General features: G+C 46.0%; 22 protein-coding genes and 1 pseudogene. 11 read left to right on the forward strand and 12 right to left on the reverse strand.

What is annotated here, in order from left to right:
- Window positions 1-39 precede the first annotated feature (39 nt).
- Window positions 40-1,119: a dipeptide epimerase gene (locus QUA00_RS01355; protein ID WP_333408447.1), complete on the reverse strand. Its 1,080-nt coding sequence runs from the start codon at window positions 1,117-1,119 to the stop codon at window positions 40-42.
- Between the two features lie 433 nt (window positions 1,120-1,552).
- Here QUA00_RS01355 and QUA00_RS01360 point away from each other — a divergent pair, with 433 nt between their 5' ends.
- From QUA00_RS01360 to QUA00_RS01370, 3 genes are all read left to right on the forward strand, one after another.
- Window positions 1,553-1,954, forward strand: a complete 402-nt coding sequence (locus tag QUA00_RS01360; protein WP_333408448.1) for a hypothetical protein — start codon at window positions 1,553-1,555, stop codon at window positions 1,952-1,954.
- Window positions 1,955-2,002: 48 nt separating this feature from the next.
- Window positions 2,003-2,449, forward strand: a complete 447-nt coding sequence (locus QUA00_RS01365; protein ID WP_333408449.1) for an NADAR family protein — start codon at window positions 2,003-2,005, stop codon at window positions 2,447-2,449.
- A 130-nt stretch (window positions 2,450-2,579) separates the two neighbouring features.
- A complete protein-coding gene (locus QUA00_RS01370; protein ID WP_333408450.1) occupies window positions 2,580-2,768 on the forward strand; it encodes a hypothetical protein in 189 nt (62 codons plus the stop codon).
- A 188-nt stretch (window positions 2,769-2,956) separates the two neighbouring features.
- Here QUA00_RS01370 and QUA00_RS01375 read toward each other — a convergent pair whose 3' ends face one another.
- Both QUA00_RS01375 and QUA00_RS01380 read right to left on the reverse strand, forming a co-directional pair.
- A complete protein-coding gene (locus tag QUA00_RS01375) occupies window positions 2,957-3,661 on the reverse strand; it encodes a hypothetical protein (protein WP_333408451.1) in 705 nt (234 codons plus the stop codon).
- A 190-nt stretch (window positions 3,662-3,851) separates the two neighbouring features.
- The gene (locus QUA00_RS01380) at window positions 3,852-4,121 is read right to left on the reverse strand and encodes a hypothetical protein (protein ID WP_333408452.1); all 270 of its coding nucleotides are present in this window, start codon (window positions 4,119-4,121) and stop codon (window positions 3,852-3,854) included.
- A gap of 300 nt (window positions 4,122-4,421) precedes the next feature.
- Here QUA00_RS01380 and QUA00_RS01385 point away from each other — a divergent pair, with 300 nt between their 5' ends.
- From QUA00_RS01385 to QUA00_RS01395, 3 genes are all read left to right on the forward strand, one after another.
- On the forward strand, window positions 4,422-7,913 hold the full coding sequence (locus QUA00_RS01385; protein WP_333408453.1) for a tetratricopeptide repeat protein: 3,492 nt from the start codon (window positions 4,422-4,424) through the stop codon (window positions 7,911-7,913).
- 166 nt (window positions 7,914-8,079) lie between these two features.
- Window positions 8,080-8,775: a Uma2 family endonuclease gene (locus QUA00_RS01390; RefSeq protein WP_333408454.1), complete on the forward strand. Its 696-nt coding sequence runs from the start codon at window positions 8,080-8,082 to the stop codon at window positions 8,773-8,775.
- Window positions 8,776-8,890: 115 nt separating this feature from the next.
- On the forward strand, window positions 8,891-10,231 hold the full coding sequence (locus QUA00_RS01395) for a 16S rRNA (cytosine(967)-C(5))-methyltransferase (RefSeq protein WP_333408455.1): 1,341 nt from the start codon (window positions 8,891-8,893) through the stop codon (window positions 10,229-10,231).
- 57 nt (window positions 10,232-10,288) lie between these two features.
- Here the strand turns inward: QUA00_RS01395 and QUA00_RS01400 are convergent, their stop codons facing one another.
- From QUA00_RS01400 to QUA00_RS01440, 9 genes and pseudogenes are all read right to left on the reverse strand, one after another.
- Window positions 10,289-12,856 (reverse strand): penicillin-binding protein 1A, encoded by a 2,568-nt coding sequence (locus QUA00_RS01400; protein WP_333408507.1) that lies wholly within the window; start codon window positions 12,854-12,856, stop codon window positions 10,289-10,291.
- Between the two features lie 238 nt (window positions 12,857-13,094).
- Window positions 13,095-14,105, reverse strand: coding sequence for a chlorophyll synthase ChlG (chlG, locus tag QUA00_RS01405; RefSeq protein ID WP_333138645.1), 1,011 nt, complete (start codon window positions 14,103-14,105; stop codon window positions 13,095-13,097).
- 86 nt (window positions 14,106-14,191) lie between these two features.
- Window positions 14,192-15,383, reverse strand: a pseudogene (locus QUA00_RS01410) (RNA-guided endonuclease InsQ/TnpB family protein).
- A gap of 332 nt (window positions 15,384-15,715) precedes the next feature.
- Window positions 15,716-16,198, reverse strand: coding sequence for a DUF29 domain-containing protein (locus QUA00_RS01415; RefSeq protein ID WP_333408456.1), 483 nt, complete (start codon window positions 16,196-16,198; stop codon window positions 15,716-15,718).
- A gap of 136 nt (window positions 16,199-16,334) precedes the next feature.
- On the reverse strand, window positions 16,335-17,039 hold the full coding sequence (locus QUA00_RS01420) for a helix-hairpin-helix domain-containing protein (protein WP_333138647.1): 705 nt from the start codon (window positions 17,037-17,039) through the stop codon (window positions 16,335-16,337).
- A 177-nt stretch (window positions 17,040-17,216) separates the two neighbouring features.
- Entirely contained in the window at window positions 17,217-17,564 is a 348-nt protein-coding gene (locus QUA00_RS01425) for an NINE protein (RefSeq protein WP_333105559.1), read from the reverse strand.
- A 94-nt stretch (window positions 17,565-17,658) separates the two neighbouring features.
- Window positions 17,659-17,871 (reverse strand): hypothetical protein, encoded by a 213-nt coding sequence (locus QUA00_RS01430; protein ID WP_333408457.1) that lies wholly within the window; start codon window positions 17,869-17,871, stop codon window positions 17,659-17,661.
- A gap of 354 nt (window positions 17,872-18,225) precedes the next feature.
- Window positions 18,226-19,818 (reverse strand): CPBP family glutamic-type intramembrane protease, encoded by a 1,593-nt coding sequence (locus tag QUA00_RS01435; protein ID WP_333408458.1) that lies wholly within the window; start codon window positions 19,816-19,818, stop codon window positions 18,226-18,228.
- Entirely contained in the window at window positions 19,815-20,000 is a 186-nt protein-coding gene (locus tag QUA00_RS01440; RefSeq protein ID WP_333408459.1) for a hypothetical protein, read from the reverse strand. Before QUA00_RS01440 ends, QUA00_RS01435 begins: the two co-directional genes overlap by 4 nt.
- Window positions 20,001-20,451: 451 nt before the next feature.
- Between QUA00_RS01440 and QUA00_RS01445 the strand changes: the two genes are divergently transcribed.
- The 5 genes from QUA00_RS01445 (at window position 20,452) to QUA00_RS01465 (ending at window position 24,797) form a co-directional block, all read left to right on the forward strand.
- On the forward strand, window positions 20,452-21,813 hold the full coding sequence (locus tag QUA00_RS01445; protein ID WP_333408460.1) for a histidine phosphatase family protein: 1,362 nt from the start codon (window positions 20,452-20,454) through the stop codon (window positions 21,811-21,813).
- A 446-nt stretch (window positions 21,814-22,259) separates the two neighbouring features.
- A complete protein-coding gene (locus tag QUA00_RS01450; RefSeq protein WP_333408461.1) occupies window positions 22,260-23,576 on the forward strand; it encodes a dihydroorotase in 1,317 nt (438 codons plus the stop codon).
- A 3-nt stretch (window positions 23,577-23,579) separates the two neighbouring features.
- Window positions 23,580-23,717, forward strand: a complete 138-nt coding sequence (locus QUA00_RS01455; RefSeq protein WP_333138659.1) for a hypothetical protein — start codon at window positions 23,580-23,582, stop codon at window positions 23,715-23,717.
- Window positions 23,718-23,763: 46 nt separating this feature from the next.
- Window positions 23,764-24,477 carry a 4'-phosphopantetheinyl transferase superfamily protein gene (locus QUA00_RS01460; protein ID WP_333408462.1) on the forward strand — a complete coding sequence of 238 codons (714 nt, stop codon included), beginning with the start codon at window positions 23,764-23,766 and terminating at the stop codon, window positions 24,475-24,477.
- 188 nt (window positions 24,478-24,665) lie between these two features.
- Window positions 24,666-24,797, forward strand: coding sequence for a hypothetical protein (locus QUA00_RS01465; RefSeq protein WP_333408463.1), 132 nt, complete (start codon window positions 24,666-24,668; stop codon window positions 24,795-24,797).
- Window positions 24,798-24,851: the final 54 nt, after the last annotated feature.

Below are 24,851 nucleotides of genomic sequence, written 5' to 3' on the forward strand. Positions count from 1 at the left end.
AACTGTCAACTGTCAACTGTCAACTGTTTAACGATACTTCTATTCTACAAGGTCAATTCGCCGCACTCCCAATCCCGATCGCCCGTTTGGCAGCAAACACCCATTTTCGACGATCGCACCGGTGAAAGGATCGTCTAATAAATTTAAGTGACTGTCCAAATCCAAATAGTCAGCTAGTGGTGAAAGTTGTGCTGCTGCTGTATTTGCGATCGCGCTATCTGAATAGCAGCCGAACATTACTTGCAAATTGCAGGCTTTTGCCGTGTGAATCATCCGCATTGCTTCGGTCAATCCGCCTGACTTCATCATTTTGATATTGATGCCGTGGACGCAGTGCGCTAACTTGGGTATATCGGAACTATTAAAGCAACTTTCATCAGCAAAAATTGGCAGCGGCGATTGACGGTACAGTTCTGAAAAATCATCCATATCGGCGACGGGTGAAAGCGGCTGTTCGACATAATTTATCTGGTATTTTTCCAGCCAGTGACACATCTGGGCTGCATCTTTTAAACTCCAACCGCCGTTAGCATCTACACTGATTTGAATGTTAACTGGTGCTTCCTCTAGCACTGCTGTTAACATAGCTTTGTCGGCTTCGATTCCTTCGGGATTTCCTAATTTAACCTTAACGGCGCGGTATTTGATGCTTGCTGGATCTGTGGCATCTTTACCAAACCAATCGCGCACTCTTTCTCTTGCACTCCTCGGCGAATTAATGCCGATTGTGACGGAGGTGGGCACGATGCGCGATCGATCTAATCCCCACATTTTCCACAGCGGCAAGCCTGCTTTTTTGCCCAGCCAGTCGTGCATTGCCATGTCGATGCCGGCGCGGGCGGCTGAGGGTAAGTTGACCTCTGTTAATACTTGTTCGATTTTTTGGCGATCGAACGGAGTAAACTTTTCTAGCCGCGGTGCAACTTCCTGCAATGCGGCTAGCAGAATTTCGGTAGTTTGGGGCCGAGAACCTGTGGAAAACGGCGAAGCTTCTCCCCAGCCTTCGATGCCTTCGTGTGCTAATTTTACCCATAAATTCGTACTTTGGGCTGTTGTACCGCGGCTGATGGTAAGGGCAAACCGCTTGCGGACAGTGAAGGTTTCAATTTGAAGGTGCATTGTCAGTGATTGGTGATTTTTTGTAGATAAAAATCCGAGGGGGCGGATTGCGCCGCTTTTGGCATTTTTTACTTTTTACTTTTTAGTTGGATTTTGCTTGTTCTAGTTTATCAAAAAGTTGAGGAAATTCCTTATTTCTGTTTCACCGAAGAGAGTTGCTTTCTCTCTCAGCATTTGGGTTCTCTTCTTTGCTGTTGCTGGTTGCATCATACAAGTTCTGCGCTACGTTTTTAACTATTAAGAACGCTGGATTAGTTGATTTAAATTAGACAGATAAATAAATTATCCTTCGTGGTACTCGTCATTTACTTTGCTGTTTTGCGCGATTTGGCTAGGTATTATTGCTACGGCTAAGAAGAAGCAGGGCGATCGCTATTTTGGGCAATGGAAAGCGCTGGGGTTCATGTTTGTATTTTTTTGTTGACATGAAATCTTGAGTCTGCACGAAATATTAATTATTAACGATTTGGGAAAAGCACTGCATTTAGGAGGATTTTTTTACTTCATTTGGGTAATTCCGGGGGCGCTTTTTGTGGTGGTTACTGGGCTGGCTTATCTCAAGTTTCTCCTGCACCTACCCCGGAAAACAAGGGATTGTTTTTTACTGGCAGGCAGTATATATGTCGGTGGAGCACTTGGCATGGAAATGGTTACTGGCTATTATGCAGATGCGGTAGGTCAGCGAAACTTGATGTACGGTTTGATGACTTCTGTTGAGGAAATTATGGAAATGGTAGGGGTGATCGTATTCATTTACGCCCTGCTGTCTTACATCGGTTCCCATCTTGAAACTATTGATTTCCGGTTGAAGATAGTGGAAAATCAAGAGAGGTAAAGCTGACGATAAACCAAGATTCTTAACGAAATTGAAATCGCCGATATTATGACTATCTACTTCTACACCACTGGCAGCGAATACGGCTGTTTTTCTAATTTTTCCAGTCATGGATTCGAGTTAGACGGAGAATATTGGGCAACTACCGAACATTATTTTCAAGCACAAAAGTTTCCCAAAACGGCTCATTGCGACCAAATTCGCCAAGCAAAAACGCCGAAAGATGCCGCAAAAATGGGGCGCGATCGCTCTCGTCCCCTCCGCAAAGATTGGGAAAAAGTAAAAGATGATATCATGAGAAAAGCCGTAGTCCGAAAATTTGAAACTCATGCCGAAATTAGAGAAATTTTACTCGCTACTGGCGATGAGGAAATAGTCGAAAATTCCCCTATTGATTACTATTGGGGTTGCGGTAAAGATGGCAGCGGCAAAAATATGTTGGGCCAGATTTTAATGGAAGTAAGGGAAATATTGCGAAAACGCACGCCAGAGTAAAACATAATTTAAATTTCCCATCCTAAAGCAGGACTTGTTTAATCGTAAGTCCTGCCAGGTTCTAAGCGAGTATTTTCCCAATTTTATTAAACACGCTGACTCAAAAATCCGCCTGACCAACTGTCGAATTTTGTGCCAATCTTCTCAGGCTGTTCTGGTAGAGGGTTTAGCCTCTCCGAGAAGACTGCAAAGCACGGGAAACGGTAAAAACCCTGCACCACATTTTGATTTCAACAACTACGGTCAACCCGAATTAACTTTTATCGTCGCAAGTACAGCATTTGTGCGCCAGTCGCCTCCCGGACACCGTTCTCCTTAGGTTGGCGATTCACAGGTCAAACAGCAAAACTCCTGTTCAGGCTAAAGTTTGTTTTTTATTGATGCTGTATCTTTCTATTGTGTACGATTTGTGCAAACTGTTAGCTGTTGTACAGAATTCTTTACAATTTTTGCCGCAGTCGCTTTTTGCTAAGGGGGGAAAGGAAAGGCACTTGTTGAATTTTTGACCTATTTGCCTCGTGTGGCGGTTATTTGCCGCATTTGCTGTTGAATCCGGTTAAATTGTTTCTGTTCTTCGCTAAGCATTGTATTGTCGATCGACGATTGCATATCCCACTGCCATTCTGACAGCAAAATTAGACTGCCTGCCAGAACAATTCCCGTTGTCAAATACTGCCAAGGTGCGACAAAGGGCAATAATCCGATACTAAATAGATGAGTTAGTCCAATCAGGAGAAAAGTGCGCGATCGCAAACCGAGTCCCGTCAACAAATAGCCGATCGCGCTCAACCCCAACCACAAATCGCACAGATGCAGCAACAAACCTCCCCAACCGGCAAAAATACTGCCATCCGTCAGAACCAAACCAGTTATCATCAAAATCGCCCAAGAGTAAAGAATCCAGCTAACACGCTCGACTCTTACCCAAAACAAAGTCAAAACCGCCATTGCCACAGTGCCAATTAGAGTCAAAGTTGACCACAGAATCGCCTGAAAGCTCCAACTGAGGGGGAAAAACTGAGCCGTAAAAAAAATCCCCCCTGTCACCAAACCCCAAAGCAGAAAAGTTTGGTCGATGCGGGTATAAAATCCTGAGAAAAGAGTAATATTTCCAATTTGCCAGTGGAGTCGCAACAAGCCTTCGAGGTCTTGTACATCGAGATGTTCTTGTTTGCTGCGGAGTACGGGTTCGGAGGCGTTGAAAAAGGTCATCCAGAGTTGGGGAAAGTATGAAGTTTTGTGTATTGTAACAAGTCTTAAAGCATATTTTTTATATTTTTTCTTGTTCCCGGGCTCTGCCTGGGGACGTAGATTTGGAGACTCTGCTTGCTGTTTTCCTCAGCAACCGAAGAGGCAGAAGGCTGCGTTAAGCTTTGGAATAACGCAGCCTTGAGATTTGAGTTCAAGCAAGTCTCCAATTCTTATCTTTCGGAGAATAAATGAAGGCAACATTCACAAGAATTGAGCCATCTTTTTTGCCTGTAGAGTAAATTTGCCACGTACCTGTGGGAACCTGCCGCAGATACGGTTTATTTTTCCTTAGCCGATCATAGATTGAGCTTCTTGAGCGATCTACTAATTCGGCAGCACGTTCAACAGTGCAGCCCATTTCCACCGAAACTGCGATCGGCTGGGTGAACAGATTGAGCTGTTCGCTGTTATAATTAGTCATGAGAAATCCTCGGTCTATATAGACCATACACAACATGAGAGTGCTACTGGTTGCAGCCAGTGGCTCCCGAAAACTGATAAGCGATCGAAAGCGTCTCTAGTTACAGCTAGGGGCGCTTGTTTGCTTGTTAAGGGCAGTCTAACACTGCTTTTAAAAATATACAATACAAATAACGTACATTTTTTAAATATATGGTAAATTAGACGTACTAACCTTAAAACCCTTGTAAAACAAGCAGTTCATGGAAAACGTATCAACCAGAATTTCTCGTTCCCAGTTACTATCCAGGGGGTTGACAGTATGAAAGGTACACTTGTTTCTCGCTTCACGCCCAGTCTGATGAAGCACGAAGATTTAGAGGAGATGTTGGTGCAGCGTCACGATTTGGCAAACGAGCTAGTCGAGTCAATCCGGTTGAGCATCCTCCAGCCGATCGAGCAGCATCACCTATTGATTGGGATGCGAGGTATTGGGAAGACGCACTTAGTCTCGCTAATGTATCACCGCGTTTCCAAAATGGCGGATTTGCGGGAAAAAGTGCTGATTGCTTGGTTGCGGGAGGAAGAGTGGGGCGTCACGTCGTTTCTCGATTTGCTGCTGCGAATTTTGCGATCGCTCCAATCAGAATATCCGGCTGAATACAAGGCTGAATTGTTCGATCGAGTAGAATCGCTTTACGGTGAATTACCCGATACCGCTCAACAGAAAGCAGCAGAATTGCTGAAAGATTTTGCGGCCGAGCGCACTCTGCTTTTACTTGTAGAAAATTTGGATGACTTGTTTGAAGGGTTGGGCGACAGCGGGCAGCAGCAATTCCGAGACTATTTAGAAACTTATCATTTCTGTACGATTTTCGCGACATCTCAGCATTTATTCAAAGGAATTGACAATAAAAAAGCGCCTTTCTACAACTTTTTCAATCTCCATTATTTAGAAAAGCTAAATTTAGAGCAAGTTGTCGGCTTATTGAAAAATATCGCTAAATTAGAGGACAACAAAGAACTAGAGTTATTCATAGAAACGCCAAAGGGACGTTCTCGAATTGAAGCAATCCATCACTTGGCTGGCGGCAACCACCGCGTTTATATGATTTTTGCGGAATTTTTGACCCGCGACTCGCTCGATCGACTGGTAAAACCGTTTTTGCAAACCCTAGATGAATTGACGCCCTACTATCAGGCGCGGATGGCGTGGCTTTCGCCGCAGCAAAGAAAGATAGTTGAATTTTTGTGCGCTCGGCGCGGGGCTGTGATGGTTAAAGAGATTGCCCAACGCTGTTTTATGACGCATCAGACAGCATCCAGCCAACTCAAACAACTGTCGGGAATGGGTTATGTGACGAGCGAGTCGATCGGGCGCGAGTCGTATTATGAACTTCAAGAAGTGCTGATGCGCTTTTGCATGGATGTGAAGAAGCATCGGGGCGAGCCGATTAGTTTAATTGTGGATTTTTTGCGTTTGTGGTACACGCAAGAAGAGCTGAAACAGCGATTGGATCGCTTGGGAGTTGGATTTGCTGCGATCGGGAAAGAGCTAATTGATAATAGGTCCGAAAAAAGTCATTTGAAGTATCAGATAAGTTGGGAAACACTACCACCTAATGAGCTACTTGAGCGAGAATATTTGCTGCGCGCGCTTCAGGCAAGGGAAACAGATGATTGCGAAGACTCTCGCGTGGCAGCCTACGTGCGGGAAATTGAAAATTGCGAAGAGAAGAAAGATTATGTTTCTGCTTTGAATCTAGCAAATAAACTGGTGGCAATTCGCGGTAAGGCACGGGATTGGTTAGAAAAAGGACGTTGCTTGCACAATCTCGAACGTTATGATGAAGCATTAGAATGTTACGATCGGGCGATCGAGCTGGACGCCAATGATCCGTGGGTTTGGGCTATCCGAGTCAATGTACTCAACAACCTCAAACGCTACGAAGAAGCGTTAGAATCCTTTGATAAGGCGATCGTCGAACTTGATGCCAATTTTCAGTTAGCTTGGCGTATACGAGGTGGTTTACTCAACAACCTCAAACGCTACGATGAAGCTTTAGCATCTTTCGAGCGAGCGATTGTACTAGACGACAATGATCGCTCGGCTTGGGTTTTACGAGGCAATGCGCTTTACGACCTCAAACGCTATGAAGAAGCTTTAGCATCTTTCGATAAGGCGATTGTACTAGACGACAATAATCAGTATCTTTGGGTTTTACGAGGCGATGTACTTAACAGCCTCAAACGCTACGATGAAGCTTTAGCATCCTTAGATCGGGCACTCGAACTTGATGCCAATTTTCAGTTAGCTTGGGGTATACGAGGCAATGTACTCAACAGCATCAAACGCTACGATGAAGCTTTAGCATCCTTAGATCGGGCGCTCGAACTTGATGCCAATTATCAGTGGGCTTGGGTTGGCCGAGGAAATGTACTCAACAAGCTCAAACTCTATGATGAAGCTTTAGAATCCTTTGGTAAGGCGATCGAGCTTGATGCCAATTATGAGTGGGCTTGGCGTATGCAAGGCAATGTACTCAACAAGCTCCAACGCTATGATGAATCCTTAGAATCTTTTGATAAGGCGATCGAACTTGATGGAAATGATAAGTGGGCTTGGGTTAACCGAGGCATTGTACTCGACAACCTCAAACGCTATCAGGAAGCCTTAGAATCCTTTGATAAGGCGATCGAACTTGACGACAATAATCAGCATATTTGGGTTTTACGAGGCGATGTACTTGACAACCTCAAACGCTATCAAGAAGCCTTAGAATCCTTTGACAAGGCGATCGAACTTGACCCGAATTATCAGTCGGCTTGGAGTAGGCGAGGCGATATTCTAAACAACAACCTCGAACGCCATGAAGAAGCCTTAGTATCTTACGATAAGGCGATCGAACTTGACCCGAATTATCAGTCGGCTTGGGTTAACCGAGGCATTGTACTCGACAACCTCAAACGCTATCAAGAAGCCTTAGAATCCTTTGACAAGGCGATCGAACTTGACGCCAATTATCAGTGGGCTTGGGCTAACCGAGGCAATGTACTCGACAACCTCAAACGCTATCAAGAAGCCTTAGAATCCTTTGATAGGGCGATCGAACTTGATGGAAATGATAAGTTAGCTTGGACTAACCGAGGCAATGTACTCAACAACCTCAAACGCTACGATGAAGCTTTAGTATCCCTAGATCGAGCAATCGAACTTGACGCCAACGATCAGTGGGCTTGGGCTATCCGAGGCTTGGTGCTGGATAATCTCGGCCGCTATGAAGAAGCTTTAATATCTGGCGATCGAGCGCTCGAACTTGGTTATCAAGATTCACCTGTCTTCTTCAATCGTGCTCTTGCTATTCTCGGATTGAATCGTTGGGATAAAGGCATCTCCGCCTTAGACGACGCATTCCAACGACTCGAACCAGACAATGAAGCTACTCCAGATGATGCCGAGTTAATTATCCGTAACCTGTTCGCAAACACGCACGATACATCGATATCTCAAACTCGCATCACCAGCATAATCGCAGTTTACGAAAAACACGAATATCTCTCAATCTTAGGAAATGGAATTGTGCGAAACATCCCCGCGCTAATGTCAGAAATGGTAAGCGACAAAGCCGCACGCACTTGGTTAGAATTGTGGCAAGAACTAACCAGCAAGTACGAACAATTCCAAATTCCCATCCGCCTGCTGAATGCGGCTGTCCGCTATAAGGAAACAAAGGGCGATAGACGAGTTTTGCTAGAACTTCCCATAGAAGAACGCAATTTATTAGAACCGTTGGTGTCAACCAAACCAGAATAAGTAAAACAGGACTTACGCACTCCGACAAAGAAACCGGGTTTTTTACCTAATCTGCCGATTGCAACGAAGTCTTTTCGTGAAAAACCCGGTTTCTGGCCCCCCTGCGTAAGTCCTATAAAATAGGTATAAAATAGAAATTGATGATACTAGCAAAGGACTCATCCCCATGACCGCAACAATTCCAACTAAAACCTCAGCAGAAATCATCTACCCAGACAGCGACGGCAAACCCATGTCAGACAATACCAAACAGTTTGAACTAATTGTCACCATTCAAGGCGGAATAGATGCCTTATACAAAGACAACGAAAATGTCTTTGTAGCAGGTGATTTGCTGTGGTATCCCGTGGAAGGAGATAACAAAACTCGCCAAGCACCTGATACGATGGTAGTGTTTGGCAGACCGAAAGGTTACAGAGGTTCCTACCAACAGTGGCTTGAAGATAATATCGCCCCGCAAGTTGTCTTTGAAATCCTCTCGCCTGGAAATCGAATCGGAGCACTGTTTAAGCTGTTTAATTTCTACCAGGATTATGGAGTCGAAGAATATTATGTCTACAGTCCAGAGGATAATGAATTAATTGGTTGGCTGCGTTCTGATGGAAAACTCAACTATATTGAATTAATGGAGGGTTGGGTAAGTCCGCGTTTGCAGACACGTTTTCAAACTGCATCGGGAGACTTGGAAATTTATCGTCCTGACGGACTAAAGTTTTTGTCTTATGTGGAGTTGTCAAGACAAATGGAACAAGCGCAGCAACAAATGGAACAAGAACGAGATGAGAAAGAGTTAGTACAGCAAAAAGCCGATCGCCTTTCAGAAAAACTCCGAGAAATGGGCATAAATCCAGAGGACATTTGAGATTATAATAGTCCTCGAATCACGGGCGATCGGAAAATGGGTTTTTCACCAAATCTGCGGGCTGTAAAGCGTCTAATCGTAAAAAACCCGGTTTCTAGACCCCCATATCTTAATTATGCAAAATCCCCGCCAAATAGCCTTTCTCGCACTGCGCGAAGTCCACCGCCGAGGTGCATTCGCAGATGCCACACTCGATCGCGCTTTCAGCAATTCTCAACTCAACGACCTCGATCGGCGTTTAGTCACAGAATTAGTTTACGGTAGCGTCAGGAGAATGCGATCGATCGACTTCATCATCGACAAACTAGCCACAAAGAAATCCTCCCAACAACCGCCCGAACTCCGCACCATCCTACATTTAGGCTTATATCAACTCGAATATCTCAACCAGATTCCCCCCTCCGCCGCCGTCAACACCACCGTTCAACTAGCAAAAGAAAACGGATTTTCAGGACTCAGCAGTTTTGTCAACGGTTTGTTGCGCCAATACATCCGTTTAACAGATAACAACTTAAACCCATTAACAGTTACCAATTATAAATCAACCGTCGAACGCCTAGGAATTCTGCACAGCTTCCCCGAATGGCTGGTAAAATTGTGGATCGAACAAATAGGCGAAGCCGAAACCGAACAACTCTGTGAATGGTTCAACCAATCCCCCACGATTGACCTGAGAATCAATCCCTTAAAAAGCTCGATCGCCCAAATCGAAGCTGCCTTCAAATCCCACAACATCTCAACTAACAGAATCCCCAACTTGCCACAAGCATTAAGACTAAATGGCAGCATCGGCGCAATTCAAAACCTCCCCGGATACAGCGAAGGTTGGTGGACAATCCAAGACAGTAGCGCTCAATTAGTCACCCATTTACTAGCGCCCCAGCCAGGGGAAACTATTATCGACGCCTGCGCCGCGCCGGGGGGAAAAACCACCCACAGCGCCGAATTAATGCAGGATGAAGGGACAATTTATGCCTGCGACAAAACCGCCAGCAGACTCAAAAAACTTAAAGAAAATGCAGACAGACTCCAGATGAAATCCATTAAAATTCATACCGGAGACAGCCGCCATTTCCCAGAGTTTGTTAACCTCGCAGACAGAGTTTTACTAGACGCACCTTGTTCTGGCCTCGGAACCCTCCACCGCCGCGCCGATGCCCGCTGGCATCACACGCCGGAAAACATTCAACAACAATCTCAACTGCAATCGGAATTGCTAGCAAATGCAGCGACATTTGTCAAGTCCGGCGGCGTATTAGTTTATGCAACTTGCACAATTCATCCCTTGGAAAATGAAACAGTTATTCGATCGTTCTTAGACAACAATCCTCACTGGCAAATAGAACCGCCAACAATTGATTTACCCGTACAGCCCTCACCCGAAGGATGGGTGAAAGTGTGGCCGCACCGAAATCAAATGGACGGCTTTTTTATGGTGAAACTAAAGCAAGATTAGATTTGTAGATTGTGATTTACCGTTGGGTGACGGATGGCAATTGTTGGTAAAACCCGCTTAATATCCAGGCTCTTGATAAGCAGGCTCTTGATAAGCAGGCTCTTGATAAGCCGGTTCTTGATAAGCAGGCTCTTGCGGTGGGTAATACTTCGGTTGAGGATTGGGATTGTAAGGTACGATCGCACCATCCTCATTCACAATCATCCCCCGAATAATCCTCTTAGGCTCCACCGGTTTGGGCTTAATACTGCGTTTGCGGCCCTCTAACTCCGGCAACTTCGGAAACTTCTCAACCGGCATTCCCTTAACAGCTTGACTCATAAAATCGCGCCAATTATAGGCCGCCGTACCGCTAGTTCCCCAAGTGGGATAATTGTCATCATTCCCTAGCCAAACCCCAGTCACAACCTGTGGAATGTAACCAATAAACCACAAATCCCTGACATTTTCCGAAGTACCGGTTTTGCCGGCTACAGCGCGATCGTTTAAAGCCGCAGGCCCCCCCGTACCGTCTTGCACCACACCCTCCAACATCCAAGTAGTAATCGCAGCACTATCCTTATCCAAAACCCGCTTCGGTTTAAAATTCGCCTGATAAATCACATCTCCCCGCTGATTAATCACCCGCTTAATTCCGTGGGCTTCAATAAAATTCCCTTGCGCGGCTAAAGTACCGTAAGCATTGGTTAACTCCAGCAAATTCACCTCCGAAGAACCCAAAGCCAAGGAATAAATCGGACTCAATTTCGACTTAATCCCCATATCGTTGGCTAATTTTATCGCCGGTTCAAACCCCACATCCATCAACACCTTCACAGCTACGACATTCACCGAACTCGTCAAAGCATCCGAGATCGATCGCCAACCGCTAAATTTTTTGCCATAATTATTCGGTTGATAGCCGTCGATAATAATTGGTTCGTCTTCGTAACTGTCATAGGGAGAAAAACCAGCGGCCATCGCTGCTGCGTAAACCAACCCTTTAAACGTCGATCCGGGCTGCCGCAAAGCCTGCGTAGCACGGTTAAACTGACTTTCTTTATAATTTCCGCCGCCCACCAGGGCCTTAACTTCCCCAGTCTTAGTGTCCATAGAAACTAAAGCCGCCTGTTCAAAACCCTGACGGCGGCCATCAACTTCGATCGCATCTTTAACCACCTTTTCCGCTATTTTCTGCCACTTCAAATCCACCGTCGTCTCGACAGTCAAACCGCCAGCTTCCAAAGCATCCTGAGAAACATAGCGCGGCAATTCCTTCCGAATGTAACTAGCAAAATAAGGCGCGACTACTTTAAATCGCTTCGGCGGACTTGGTTTAACGGCGATCTGTTCCGCCATCGCCTCCTTCGCCTGAACCTCTGTAATTACCTTTGCTTCCTGCATTTGTTGCAGCACCAGATTGCGGCGTTTCTTAGCAATATCGGGATTAACCAAAGGCGAATATTCGCTCGGTGCCGGCGGCAAGCCCGCCAAAGTTGCCATCTCGGCCAAAGTTAATTTATCGACTGTTTTGCTAAAGAAAACCCAAGCTGCATCTGCCACTCCGTAGGCATCCGAACCCAAATAAACCAGATTTAAATATCTTTCTAAAACTTGGTCTTTACTCAACTCCCGCTCTATTTTTTGAGCTAAAAGAGCTTCCCGAACCTTCCGCCTAATACTTCTTTCCTGATTGAGAAAAACAACGCGAGCCAATTGTTGGGTAATTGTACTGCCGCCCTGCACTAAATCTCTTGCTATCAAATTAGAAACAATCGATCGCACAATACCTTGATAATCCACCCCGCGATGTTGGTAAAAACGGCGGTCTTCTATGGCAATAAAAGCTTTAACCAACATTTCGGGAATTTCTTGAAGTTTCAGTTTATCTCTAGTTGCAGGCCCCGACTGCAACAAAATCGTATTATCTGCCGCCTTAATTGTCAGTGTCCCGTCGCGGTTAAAGGCCGACAAATCGTTAACATCCGGCAAACCTTTGTCTAAGGTGTACAAAATCCATAAACCGTAGATTAAAGCGCCCCCGCCTATACTGGCCACACCTAAACTTATCCAAAATCTAGGGCGACGGGAGATCCGTTTTTTAGGATTTTCCTGCGGTGCGCTATTTTCCTGCGGTGCGCTAATTTCCTGTAGTTCCGTATGTCTCTGCAGTTCGGTGTTCTGCGGTGCGCTATTTTCCCGCAATTGGCTACTATCCGATTTTTTGGGTGATTTAGTTCCCAGCAAACTTAATCCCGGCCGCAACAATTCTTTTCCCTTGGTTTGCAAGCTGGTAACTTGAGGTTCAATTTCCAACCAAGCGATTAAGCGCTTCAACCCTTCCCACCTGCGGTTGACTATTGGATATCGAGCGTATTCTGGTTCTAAATATTCTGATTCTAAATATTCTGATTCTAATTCAGACTCTTCTAGAGGTGCAGCATCTTCTGATACCACATACTCCGATCTTTGGGCCGTTGTCCCTGTATAAAATTCCGCCTCCGATTCCGGCGAGTTGAGCTTATTGCCCTTCGCAGGCTTCGGCGGTTCTCGATCGGAATTACCGCTTATTGCGTTAGTGACTTTGCTCAATGTATCTTTGATATTTGAGAAAAATTCTGCCACGTTCAGACCTTCACACCTCATCAAGTCCGATTAAAAATTAAGAATTGAAAAAAGCTAGCTTTTTTAATTCTTAATTTTTAATTCGACATTTTTTCTTGAATAACCCGCTGCCTTGAATTAGATTTTTTGAATTAAAAACTTTTTAATTCAAAACTCAAATTCAAAACTTTTCTTAACAATGCAGAGCTTGGTATTTTTTTGAGAAGTGAATTAGATTTTTTGAATTCAAAATTTTTTAACTCAAACCTCAAAACTCTGCTTAACTCGCATGACCCAGTGCCAAGGCTGCTACCAGCATACCCAAAACCAGGAAAGGCTGAGCACTTGCCTGATATTTAACATCATTTTCCAGGGGATTACGCAAAAAGTACATATCCTGAAAAGTAATTTGGGGAATTATCAGCAGCAGCAGAATGACAGCGTAAAGGTTTTGGTGGATGCTGATCAGGTAGCCTGCAATCCCAGCTTGAAAGATGTCGATCATCAACACGCAAATCCAAGCTGCGGTGCTGATGCCAAACATGACTGGCAAAGATTTTAACCCTAATTGCCGATCGCCCTCAACACTTTTGAAATCGTTGACGATCGCAATCCCCAGCCCTGCCAAACTGTAAAACAGGGTCAAGATCATAATCGTGGGATCTAGTGTACCAAACAAAGCTTGACCCGCCCACCAAGGCAGGGCAATGTAGCTAGCACCCAGGGCATAATTTCCCAACCAGCCATTCTGCTTGAGTTTCAGCGGGGGCGCAGAGTAGATATAAGCTAGAAACGCGCCACCGAGAGTCAAAACAGTCATTATCGGGAATTCATGACCCGCCCACAAGTCTAGAGCATAAGCCACCCCAATGCCAGCGGCTAATAATACCAATATTTGCGTTACTACTTGGGGAATCGAGATGATACCGGAGGGAATCGGACGGTAGGGTTCGTTAATGGCGTCGATGTCGCGATCGTAAAAATCGTTCAAAGTTTGAGTGTACCCGGTCAACAACGGCCCTGACATCAACATACAAGCGGCTGCGATCAAGAAATTCTCTAGGTTCCACACATAGTTTCCAGAAGACGCCGCCCCGCACACCACGCCCCAAATTAAGGGAATCCAGGTAATCGGTTTCATCAATTGCAAGCGAATCTTCCAGATGGAAGTTTCCCCGCTAGCTGCCCCTTTCATGCCCAACAGTTGCCTAGTTTTGGCACTGCGGTTTTCGGTAGCAACACTTTCCGGTGCAGCTTCTGGGGAGATTTGGGATGGAGGAGAGTCAGACATAATTTGATGTTAGCGGTACTGCTACTATTGTGTCGTTTTGCATTTCATTGACACTCTCCGGGCTAAAGCCACAGAGATTCTTTGATCTACGAGTCAATTTGCTGAGACAGGATTTCTCCAGCCAAAGTAGAGATTGATTCTCCCAAAGCGTTACTTGCATCAAGTGCAAAGGTTCCGGTATGCCCTACCGTACCCAATCCTCGACTTAGGATGTTTTTGGCTGCATTGAAATCTCTATCCAAGGTACACCCGCACTTGCAGACGTGCGTTCTTGTGGACAGCGTTTTCTTAACAACTTCTCCGCAGTTAGAGCATTCTTGGCTGGTATATTGCGGATTTACCGCAACCGTTACCCGCTCAAATACTTTTCCAAAATATTCAAGCCAGATGCGGAACTGATACCAAGATGCGTCGTTAATAGACTTAGCTAAGCAATGATTTTGCACCATATTCTTGATTCTCAAATCTTCGTAGGCTATCAAGTCGCTTGACGCTCACTACGCACCGTGCAAGTTTTATTGCATGATCTTTGCGTTGTCTACTTATTTTGAGATGCTGCTTACCTAAAATCTGTCTAGCTTTGCCTCTATTTTGGGAACCTTTAGTTTTTCTGGATACGCGACGCTGACAACGCTTGAGAACTTTCTCACCTTTTCTCAGGAATCTAGGATTTTCCACCGTAACTCCGTTTGAATCGGTGTAATATTCTTTCAACCCAACGTCTAGTCCGATGGTATTGCCAGAGGGCTCCGTGTTTTCCTTTCTATCGACATCGATACAGAATTGGACGTATACACCGTCTGCACGTTTTACTAATCGAACCCGTTTAATTTGGTTGATTTGGTAGAAGTGCAGATCGCGTGTACCTTTTAGCTTGAGCTTGCCAATTCCTTTTTTGTCGCTAAATTTAATCGATTTCCTGTCGTCTGCAAGTTTCCAGCCAGTCGATTTATACTCGACAGAACGACAGTCTTTCTGGAATTTTGGATACCCTTTTTTGCCGGGAGTTCCTTTTTTACAGTTGTCGGAGAATCGGGAGATAGCAGACCAAGCACGTTCGGCGCTAGCTTGCCTAGCCTGCGAATTGAGTTCATCAGCAAACGGAAACGATGCTGCCAATACCGCACAGTATTTGTTCAAATCGTACTTGTTCACTTTTTTGTTGTCGATCCAATAGCGTAAACAACTATTGCGAACAAACTGGGCAGTGCGAATTGCTTCGTCTACTGCCGTGAACTGGCTTGATTTTCCGTAAGCTTTTAACTCGAAGACTAGCATTGTTTTACCTCCCACCTTATGCTACATCATCTGGCACAAAGTAAGAGGTGGTACAACAAAAGTTTACATAAAAGTCGTCCTAGAAGGACGGGGTTTTAAACCCAGTTTTTTGATATAGCAATCCGATCTGAGTCTCACAACACCACGCCTTCTTGTCTTCCTAGACTTCTTATATAGCAAGACTTTCAGATTTTACATATCTAGAAAATCACTTAGGATTGCTATAAATACTTTTTTTTATAATTTCGCGCTTGCCCGCCTGCAGGGGGAGATTTTTGCCAGCCGGTGCATTTAATGTCAATTACCAGGAGGCGATCGAGTTTTTTGCCATACTACCCTTGAATCATCTCATCTGCCAGAAAATATGGCAAAAATTCAGAATCTAGAACCTCGACCGAAGTGTAGATACATAATTGCGGAAACGTTTCTACAGGCAATCCAGTTTCAGCAATTGCTTGTTCTGCTGCATCCGCATAGCATTCAGTCAATACCTCTTCAAGATATGGTTTGAGACTGGGGGAATCTTTGATAGCTTTGCGAATGCGTCTGCGATGTTCGGCAATGCTGCCTTTCCAACTACCGCTTCTTTGATCCGGTTGAAATTGCCACTTGAGCAAGTGCAGGAGAATTACAACCAGATTACTCTCTAAACTCCGGCGTTCACTTCGCCCCATGTCTTCTATTTCTGCAATCAGATTTTCCCAGTCGATGTTTGAATAGTCGCGAGATCGCAACTTTTCCACAGTGGTTTCGATCCATCTCAGGTAATCTGTATCATACAATTTTTGTCGTTCTACTTCTAATTTTGTCGTCATAATACTTTTTAGTTGGGCGGGGGCGGGTTTACGAGATGATTGGTTTTAGGCAATTATTGTTGGTCTAACCCGGCCCTACAATGTTCGAGCGCATATTATTGTTTTTTTGGCTTTGGACTTACTTAACAACTGTAAATTAACAAATATGGCGGTATGAATCAAAAGGCAGTCCCGTCCGCCGCTTTACTTCTACAACTGATTTGTAAGCGCCTTTTCTCTGCCTTTCTCTAACTATTTTTTCCGCAACATATCGATCTAAACCGCTGGCGATTAACTCTTCCGGCGAAAGAATATTTAACCGTTTCCAAGTAAACTGCAATTCTTTTTGATAATTGTAGCTGAAGCAAATCATCGGGGCGATGCGTCGGACGTGACTTTCGGGAACTCCGGCTATTTCTGATAACTCTTCGGCGTGGGTAAAAATGTAGCCTTCGTTTTGCAAAGATTCAATATCGTTGGCGTAGACGATCGGCAAACCCAAGATTCTGACCATATCGTCTTTGGTACACTCATTAATATCTATTTTGCCGCGCACGTTTGCCAGTTCTTCGGCATTCGTCGGACTTGCAGGAACCAATAAACCTCTGGGTGCAGTTTTGATCAGATAGCGCTTTTTCAAACTAAAAGCAGTGACAATTTGAGCAATCCAAACGATCGTACCCAAATTAGTTGAAGAAGATACCGCTAGTGCTGCTAAAGTAATGGCAACACCCCATCCCATCCAACTGCGAATATTTGACTTTTGGCCTGCATAGGCGATCGCCAATCCGCCGAAGTAGGGAATAAAAGAATACCACACCCAGTTTGGAGTTTGACGCAGCCAGTATAAATCTTGAGACACTTTAATTTTATCCTTAAATAGTTGTGCTCTCACACTTACTTATTTCACTCCCACTTTTTTAATAGTGGGCTTCCTTCTTCCTTCTTCCGACTTCCATCGGACTGACATCCGTTACATCCGTTACATAATCCGTTGCCGAACTTCCTTCTTCCTGCCTTCTGCCTTCTGCCTTCTTAATTACAATTCTCGCAACAGTTTTTGGCGTTTTTCTTCATATTCTTCGGCCGTAATTGCGCCCATATCGTAAAGTTTTTTCAATTCGCCGATCGCCCCGGTTACATCTTTTGCCGATCTGAGGGCATACCCCGACGGCAACGTGCCGCCATTGTACTGAACCTGAAAAGCTTGTTCCGACATCAGCAGCAGGCCGATAAAATCGAAAAATGCGAGCACGAACGGAATTAATGTCCAAGAAAATAGCAAGTATAATACCCCTGCTAAGTTATTGCCCAAATAAAATTTGTGAACTCCCAAAGGGCCTACAAAGAAAGCTAACACAACTGCTACGCTTTTATCTTTTACCATTTTTACTTTCTCCAGTTTTTTATTTTAACTTCCGCGATCGACCTTTAACCCTCGACCTTTAACGATCGAGCTAAGTAATCTTACTAATTTTTACTCATTTATTTTGGTTTTTGCGAAACTTAGACATCGCAAAATACAGCAGAACTATACCGACTTGAGCTTGTAGAATGACCAAGTAGCCTCTCAAGAAATAATTTAGTTCGCTGCCTGAATTGAGAGAAAATATTAAAATGCCCAAGGCTGCGTAGGGTGCGAAACGCATCCAACTCGGCGTTCCCTCGAACTTGTGGCTGTTCAAATTGCTCATTGGGTTTAAGCCTCATCCTAAATTAAAATTTACCTATAAATTAGCCGGCTTGTCAACTTCCGTTTGGTACGATCGCCCCGGTGAGTGTCTCAATCATCAGCCGACAAGATATTACTTCCATGTTAAACCCTGTTTTTCCGCTAAAATAAGCGACCGGGGCGGGTCTATCTGGATCTGTGGCTGAGATTACAGATTAGGGTGAACCCGCCCCTAATGAAATTCCGGTTATTTTACCGGGCTAGATATAAGGGGCGCACCGAGTACCCTACTGCTGTTTTTGGCAAGAGTCGATCGCCCTGACGATCGCTCTTGCCAAAAACTCGATTAATGCACAATTATTAACAACCGCCCGAATTAACTCGCCCCGCCGCCCAAAAGAAACAGACTCAAAAGAGTACCGCTATTCCAGAGACTGTGCAGAAGCATAGGAGCAAGGAGATTGCGCGATCGCGTGTACACAAAGCCCAAAACCGCACCCAAAGTCGCCAAAGGCAGAATCTCAGAGACACTCAAGTGAGCCACAGCAAACAAGAAAGCAGAAGCTGCGATCGCCCCCCAAACAGGCAAATAGCGAGTCAGAGAAGGCAGCAGAAAGCCCCGAAACACAATTTCCTCAAAAACTGGAGCCGCGATCGCCGCAGTGCCGAAAAACACCGCCAAAGCCACGTTGTCCCTACCTTCGAGAACGATCGGCAAAATCGGATTACTGCCACCTTGTCCCTGCCAAAATTGCTGATTAATCAGCGACACCAAAACTACCAAAGGCAAAGCAACAAAATAGCCACCAAAACCCCACAAAAACCAACTTCCCCGCCAATTAATCCGAAACCAACCTTCCGGCAAAGGCAAAAAAGACTTGACCGAAAAATACAGTACCGAAAGCCCCCCAGCCGACAGCAACAAATAAGTAGCAAAGATATAAAAAGCCTTCTCGCGCGGGTCAAAAGTAGCTGGGTTGAGTTTTAAAACAGCCAGAGAAACAGGCAGTAACAAATAGGGAATCAAGATTTGGCCCACAAAGAAAAAGCCGACCACAAGCACCTGCCAAACAATCTCACCGTCCCAAGGCACATCCCAAGTCAAGCTCGCATTTCGCGCCAACACCGGGCCGGAACCTGCTGTATCTAACTGCTTCCGCTGCAACAACCACTGCACGGTCAAACCAACCAACAAAACCGTACCAATACAAAGTGCGATCGCCGGAACGCCCACTATAATTGCCAACTTTTCTACAGCTTGCTGGGCCGTTACTTGCTCTGCTGCTTGCAGCGCCGCCAGCTCTTTAGAACGTTCTTGCAGCTTGTAAAGTTGAGCTAGAGCGCGATAGCGAAACCAGCCATCCAAAGACTTTTGAATGCTCGGCTCAGCATCCGGCAGCAGTTGAGCCGGATTGCTCCAAATTCCCGTTAAAACTTGAGCAGTTTCCACCGAAGAATCATCATCACTTTTAGTTTTGTAGCGCTCAACTAAATTTTTCCAACTTTGGAGAGCCGCCTCAGTTTTGCCACTGCTTGCCTGCAAAATTCCCAATCGCAAGTCAAGTTCATTTAGCAGCACTGACTGTTGCTTTATCGACTCGGACGCCGCCTTATTTTGAGCCAAATTCAGAGTATTGTCCTCCGACTTAGAGGCAATGGCAGACTGAATTTCTTTAACTTGTGCTTGAGATGTTTCGAGAGTTTTGCGAGTCGAGTCTCGCGCTTCTTGATATTGCGTCAAAGCCGTATTTAAAGGATCTGCACCGACAATATTGGTGCGCGCCGAACTTAAATTATCACTCTGATTATTTTCTCCTTGCCACTCCGAGGCGTGCAGCAGCAAATTTGTCTGGTAGAGTTCCAGCCGGCTTTGAATTTGCGGCTGATTCCAACTAGCAAGTAAAGATAAACCGACCAGGGCGATCGCGATCGCCGTTAAAATACCTAAAATAACCCGCTTCAGTGTCATTCCTGCTTTTCCGTCCCGCGCGAATCCGTGGCTAAATCTTTTCCGTCTTTAATCATAGGTCGTTGCAGACGAGAGTATCCCGACAACTGGTAAAATTTCACTGGCTCATCTTTTTGACTCGCCTCAACAAGACTTACGCCACAAATCCTCGCTCCGCCATGTATGGGTAAGGTGCGTACCATTGGTGTTAACTTAACGTCAAACCCAGTTATAGACTGATGTTGGACTATTAAGATCAGATCCCCCCTAGCCAAGGGCGGGCACGGGGGCACCGCCCCTACGAAGGGGGGCACAGGAGTCTTCTCAAAGTCAACCCCTACTCCCCTTATGAAGGCAGGGCTGTTTCATTCTCACCAAAAATGAGGTTTTTGTAGGGGTAGTGCCCCCGTGCCTACCCCCGCCACCAACCATCGAATGGGGGTTTCAGGCCAAAAGGGCCGGCACGGGGGCACGGCCCCTACCAAGAATGAAACAGCCCTGCTTATGAAGGGGGATTTAGGGGGATCTAGACTTTGCCTAAAAGCGACATTTATCAGGGGTTTCAGGCGATTGTTGACACCAATGGGTGCACCGCGCACCCGAAGCGCAGTAACAGGCTAAATCTAAAATCTAAAATCTAAAATCTAAAATCGAATGACTCGCATTATCTTAGTCCGTCACGGCAAAAGCACCTACAATCAAGAACGCCGCATCCAAGGCCGCCTCGATAAATCAATTTTGACAGAAGCAGGCCGCAGCGCCGCCCTGCAAGTAGGCGACACACTCAGCAGTATCGCCTTTGATGCCGCCTATACCAGTCCCCTGCAACGAGCCAAAGAAACAGCGGAAATCATCCTGTCGCGCTTGACAAATCCGCCACAACTCCAGCCAACTGATAATTTGATGGAAATCGATTTGCCTCTGTGGGAAGGAATGCTGCGGCAAGATGCTATAGACAAATTCCCCGAAGCATATCAGCAGTGGCAAAAACAGCCAGACAAATTTTCCATGAAACTGCCATCTGCTGACGGAGACATCGAACACTTTCCCGTATTGGCAATTTTTGCTAACGCCCGTCATTTTTGGCAAGAACTTTTATCGCGCCACCAAGACGGCACAATTCTAGTAGTAGGTCACAACGGAATCAACCGCGCTCTCATCGCCACCGCGTCGGAAATTACCCCGGATTACTATCAATCAATTCAACAGTCAAATTGCGGAATTAGCGTCATTAATTTTGGAACTTCCCCTGTTACCAACGACGAACTCGGAGAACCAAAAAAGAAAGTTGCAGTTCAATTAGAATCGATCAATTTAACTTCCCATACCGGGGAAATTTTTCCCAAACCGAGGGACGGACACCAAGGGCCGCGATTGTTGCTGGTGCGTCACGGCGAAACCGACTGGAATAAAGCAGGTAAATTTCAGGGACAAATTGACGTACCTCTCAACGATAACGGTCGCGAACAATCCAGGCGAGCAGCAGAATTTCTCAAGGATGTAAAATTAGATTTTGCGATCAGCAGTTCCATGCTGCGCCCGAAAGAAACGGCGGAAATTATTCTTCAATATCACGGCGGTTTGCAACTGGAACTCCGCGACGAGTTGAGAGAAATCAGCCACGGACTTTGGGAAGGAAAGTTTGAATCAGAAATAGAACAATCCTATCCGGGTTTGTTACACGAATGGAAAACATCTCCTGAAACAGTCCAAATGCCCGAAGGAGAGAATTTGCAGCACGTTTGGGATCGGGCGATCGCAGCTTGGCGAGAAATTGTACAATCAGTTTCTGGTACTGGAATTGTCGTTGCTCACGATGCCATTAACAAAGCAATTCTCTGCCACCTATTCGGTTTGGAACCCGAACATTTCTGGAAGTTCAAACAAGGAAACGGAGCCGTTAGCGTGATAGATTATCCCCACGGCCCCGATGGTTTGCCGGTATTACAAGCGATGAATGTCACAACTCATTTGAGCGGCGGCGTTTTTGACCAAACAGCCGCAGGAGCACTGTAATCGGTAAAGTGCTGGGCGCGAAACCGTAGACGTATAACCGGTCTGCTGTTTGACGATTAGGCCTTCGATCCCCCCGGCGCCTAGGGCGGGCACGGGGAGTAGGGGTCGCACCGCCCCTACGAAGGGGAGTAGGGGGTGGGACAGGAGCCTTCTTAAAGTCAACCCCTACTCCCCTTTTTAAGGGGGAGTTAGGGGGATCGAGACTCGTGTCAAAGCGAAATTTATCAAAGCTTTTAGGCTTAAGTTAACACCACTGCCCACCGCTACGAGTTCGCGCCTAAAAAATGTTTGAATTTTGATAACAATCGCGCCCGATGCTTAGGAAGTTCTTAATTCCTGAAACTAATGCGGTGGATTGCTTCTTCCTTCTTCCTTCTTCCTTCTTCCTGACATCCGTTACATCCGTTACATAATCCGTTGCCGAACTTCCTTCTTCCTTCTGTTATATGAGCCGCGAACTGCTACAAAATGTACGAGTGCTAGATCCAGTTTCAGGGAGCGATCGCATCGCTGATATTCTAATTACCGAAGGCCAGATCGAAGCCATTGCAGAAAAAATTGCTGAGTTTCCCGCTGACACCCAAGTGCGGGATTGCCAGGGACTGATTTTGGGGCCGGGATTAACAGATATCTACAGTCACAGCGGAGAACCGGGTTTTGAGGATCGAGAAACCCTGGAATCTTTGATGCAGGCTGCGGTGGCTGGCGGTTTTACGCGAGTGGCGATTTTGCCGGATACGTCGCCGCCTGTTGACAATTTGGCCGGTTTAGCATTGTTGCAGCAACATATCCGCAATTTGCCGCCCGGCCTGCCCCGCTTGTATTTTTGGGGTGCGCTGACAGCGGGCGTTAAAGGGCAGCAGATGGCCGAGTTGGGGGAGCTGGCCTCCTGTGCAGTGGTGGGTTTTGCCGACGGTTTGCCGCTGTCTAATCCGGCTCTGGTGAGGCGTTTGCTTGAGTATATCCAGCCTTTGGGCAAGTCTGTGGCTTTGTGGCCGTGCGATCGAACTTTGGCAGGAAATGGCGCGGCGCGGGAGGGTGCGGTGTCGGTGCGGTTGGGTTTACCGGGAATTCCGGCGAGTGCGGAAACTTCGGCTTTGGCGGCAATCCTGGAGTTGGTGGCATCTGCGGGCACAGGAGTGCACATTATGCGGGTTTCTACGGCGCGCAGCGTGGAATTGATTCGAGATGCGAAGGCGCGGGGTTTGCCGGTGACTGCGAGTGTGACTTGGATGCACTTGCTGTTGAATGTCGGGGCAATTTCAGGAAACTCTCAAGATTCCGGCGGCGGGAAAAATGCTCTGACTGCTTCGTTGCCCTACGATCCGAATTTACGCCTTGAACCGCCGTTGGGCAATCTCAACGACCAATTAGCGCTGATTCAAGCTGTGAAAGATGGGGTAATTGATGCGATCGCGATCGACCACAAGCCGCATACTTATGAGGAGAAAACTGTGGCTTTTGCTGATAGTCCGCCGGGGGCGATCGGCTTGGAATTAGCTTTGCCTTTGCTATGGCACGGACTGGTAGAAACTGGCGAATTTTCGGCTTTAGAACTGTGGCGAGTTTTGAGCGCAGGCCCTGCCGTTTGTCTCGGACAAATCCCCCTCACGGTTGCACCGGGAGTCTCTGCTGAGTTGATTTTGTTCGACCCGGCAATGAGTTGGACTGTTGACGGGTCAAGTCTGAAGTCGCGATCGGCAAATACGCCTTGGTTGGGACAGCAATTAGCAGGAAAAGTTGTACAAACCTGGATTAATTGACCCTTGCAATTGAAATTCATCTGTTGTAGAACAGGCATCTTTCTCAAAGTAGAACAGGCATCTTGCCTGTTTCTCAAAGTAGAACAGGCATCTTGCCTGTTTCTGGGAATGCTGGATGAGGTGACTCAGAAAAGAAGATAAATACATGATTGCTGCTTTTGATTCGTGGAAGTCCCCACCGCAAAACATGACATTGGATCTGGGCGAAATTCATGTTTGGCGCGTGTCTCTGGCTCAAACAGAATCTTGCTTGCAGAGTTTACAAGAGACTCTCTCTACCGACGAGCGGACAAAAGCCGAGGGTTTTCACTTTCCCAAAGGTCGATCGCAATTTATTGTGAGTCGTGGCGCACTCAGAGCGATTCTGAGTCGCTATCTTAACATAAGTTCTCACATTTTGCGCTTTGACTACAATCCCTACGGCAAACCCTCTCTCATCGTCGCCCAAGGTGGAAATTCCCTCCGTTTCAATTTGTCTCACTCAGGAAACATGGCTCTAATTGCGATTACCAAAAATCGAGATATTGGTGTCGATATTGAAAGCATAAATCCAAACTTTTCTTGCCTAGAAATTGCTGAAAAGTTTTTTTCACCCTTAGAACACTCTGTGTTGCGTTCGCTCCCAGAACAGATCCAACCCCGCGCTTTTTTCACCTGCTGGACTCGCAAAGAAGCCTATATCAAAGCAGTTGGTAAAGGACTTTCTATTCCCCTGAATCAGTTTGATGTCAGCCTCGCACCAGGAGAACCTGCAGCGCTGTTAAATGTTGAAGAAAACCCCGAAGAAGCATCGAGATGGTCTTTAATTGAATTATTTCCCGGTTCTGATATGGTGGCGGCTGTTGCGGTTGCAGGAGATTGCTGGAAACTTCATTGTTGGGAGTGGACAGGGGAGTTTTAATTTATGCTGAGATGTTGCAGCATTATCAATAAGCTTTTTATGAACAGGCAAGATGCCTGTTCCACAAGAAAGAAAATTCACTCTTTGTGGAACAGGCATCTTGCCTGTTGCTGGCGCAAGATGCCTGTTCCACAAGAAAGAGAATTCACTCTTTGTGGAACAGGCATCTTGCCTGTTGCTGACGCAAGATGCCTGTTCCACAAGAAAGAAAATTCACTCTTTGTGGAACAGGCATCTTGCCTGTTCCTGAGAATGGTGCAAGAGGTGAGTTTATACCGATCGCCCAGGGTAAAAGAGAACGGCAACAGTCGCTGGAATAGGTCTACTGGTTGCACCTCCAAGCTATTGTATTGCACACCCTCCATAGACAAATA

It is taken from the genome of Microcoleus sp. T2B6 (assembly GCF_036700475.1).
Taxonomy (GTDB): Bacteria; Cyanobacteriota; Cyanobacteriia; order Cyanobacteriales; family Microcoleaceae; genus Microcoleus.

Bases quoted from the DNA above. Each gene is read 5' to 3' on its own strand.
- QUA00_RS01355 (WP_333408447.1), bottom strand. From the start codon at position 1,119: ATGCACCTTCAAATTGAAACCTTCACTGTCCGCAAGCGGTTTGCCCTT.
- QUA00_RS01365 (WP_333408449.1), top strand. From the start codon at position 2,003: ATGACTATCTACTTCTACACCACTGGCAGCGAATACGGCTGTTTTTCT.
- QUA00_RS01375 (WP_333408451.1), bottom strand. From the start codon at position 3,661: ATGACCTTTTTCAACGCCTCCGAACCCGTACTCCGCAGCAAACAAGAA.
- QUA00_RS01380 (WP_333408452.1), bottom strand. From the start codon at position 4,121: ATGACTAATTATAACAGCGAACAGCTCAATCTGTTCACCCAGCCGATC.
- QUA00_RS01385 (WP_333408453.1), top strand. From the start codon at position 4,422: ATGAAAGGTACACTTGTTTCTCGCTTCACGCCCAGTCTGATGAAGCAC.
- QUA00_RS01390 (WP_333408454.1), top strand. From the start codon at position 8,080: ATGACCGCAACAATTCCAACTAAAACCTCAGCAGAAATCATCTACCCA.
- QUA00_RS01395 (WP_333408455.1), top strand. From the start codon at position 8,891: ATGCAAAATCCCCGCCAAATAGCCTTTCTCGCACTGCGCGAAGTCCAC.
- QUA00_RS01400 (WP_333408507.1), bottom strand. From the start codon at position 12,856: ATGAGGTGTGAAGGTCTGAACGTGGCAGAATTTTTCTCAAATATCAAA.
- chlG (WP_333138645.1), bottom strand. From the start codon at position 14,105: ATGTCTGACTCTCCTCCATCCCAAATCTCCCCAGAAGCTGCACCGGAA.
- QUA00_RS01415 (WP_333408456.1), bottom strand. From the start codon at position 16,198: ATGACGACAAAATTAGAAGTAGAACGACAAAAATTGTATGATACAGAT.
- QUA00_RS01425 (WP_333105559.1), bottom strand. From the start codon at position 17,564: ATGGTAAAAGATAAAAGCGTAGCAGTTGTGTTAGCTTTCTTTGTAGGC.
- QUA00_RS01430 (WP_333408457.1), bottom strand. From the start codon at position 17,871: ATGAGCAATTTGAACAGCCACAAGTTCGAGGGAACGCCGAGTTGGATG.
- QUA00_RS01435 (WP_333408458.1), bottom strand. From the start codon at position 19,818: ATGACACTGAAGCGGGTTATTTTAGGTATTTTAACGGCGATCGCGATC.
- QUA00_RS01440 (WP_333408459.1), bottom strand. From the start codon at position 20,000: ATGGTACGCACCTTACCCATACATGGCGGAGCGAGGATTTGTGGCGTA.
- QUA00_RS01445 (WP_333408460.1), top strand. From the start codon at position 20,452: ATGACTCGCATTATCTTAGTCCGTCACGGCAAAAGCACCTACAATCAA.
- QUA00_RS01450 (WP_333408461.1), top strand. From the start codon at position 22,260: ATGAGCCGCGAACTGCTACAAAATGTACGAGTGCTAGATCCAGTTTCA.
- QUA00_RS01460 (WP_333408462.1), top strand. From the start codon at position 23,764: ATGACATTGGATCTGGGCGAAATTCATGTTTGGCGCGTGTCTCTGGCT.
- QUA00_RS01465 (WP_333408463.1), top strand. From the start codon at position 24,666: ATGCCTGTTCCACAAGAAAGAAAATTCACTCTTTGTGGAACAGGCATC.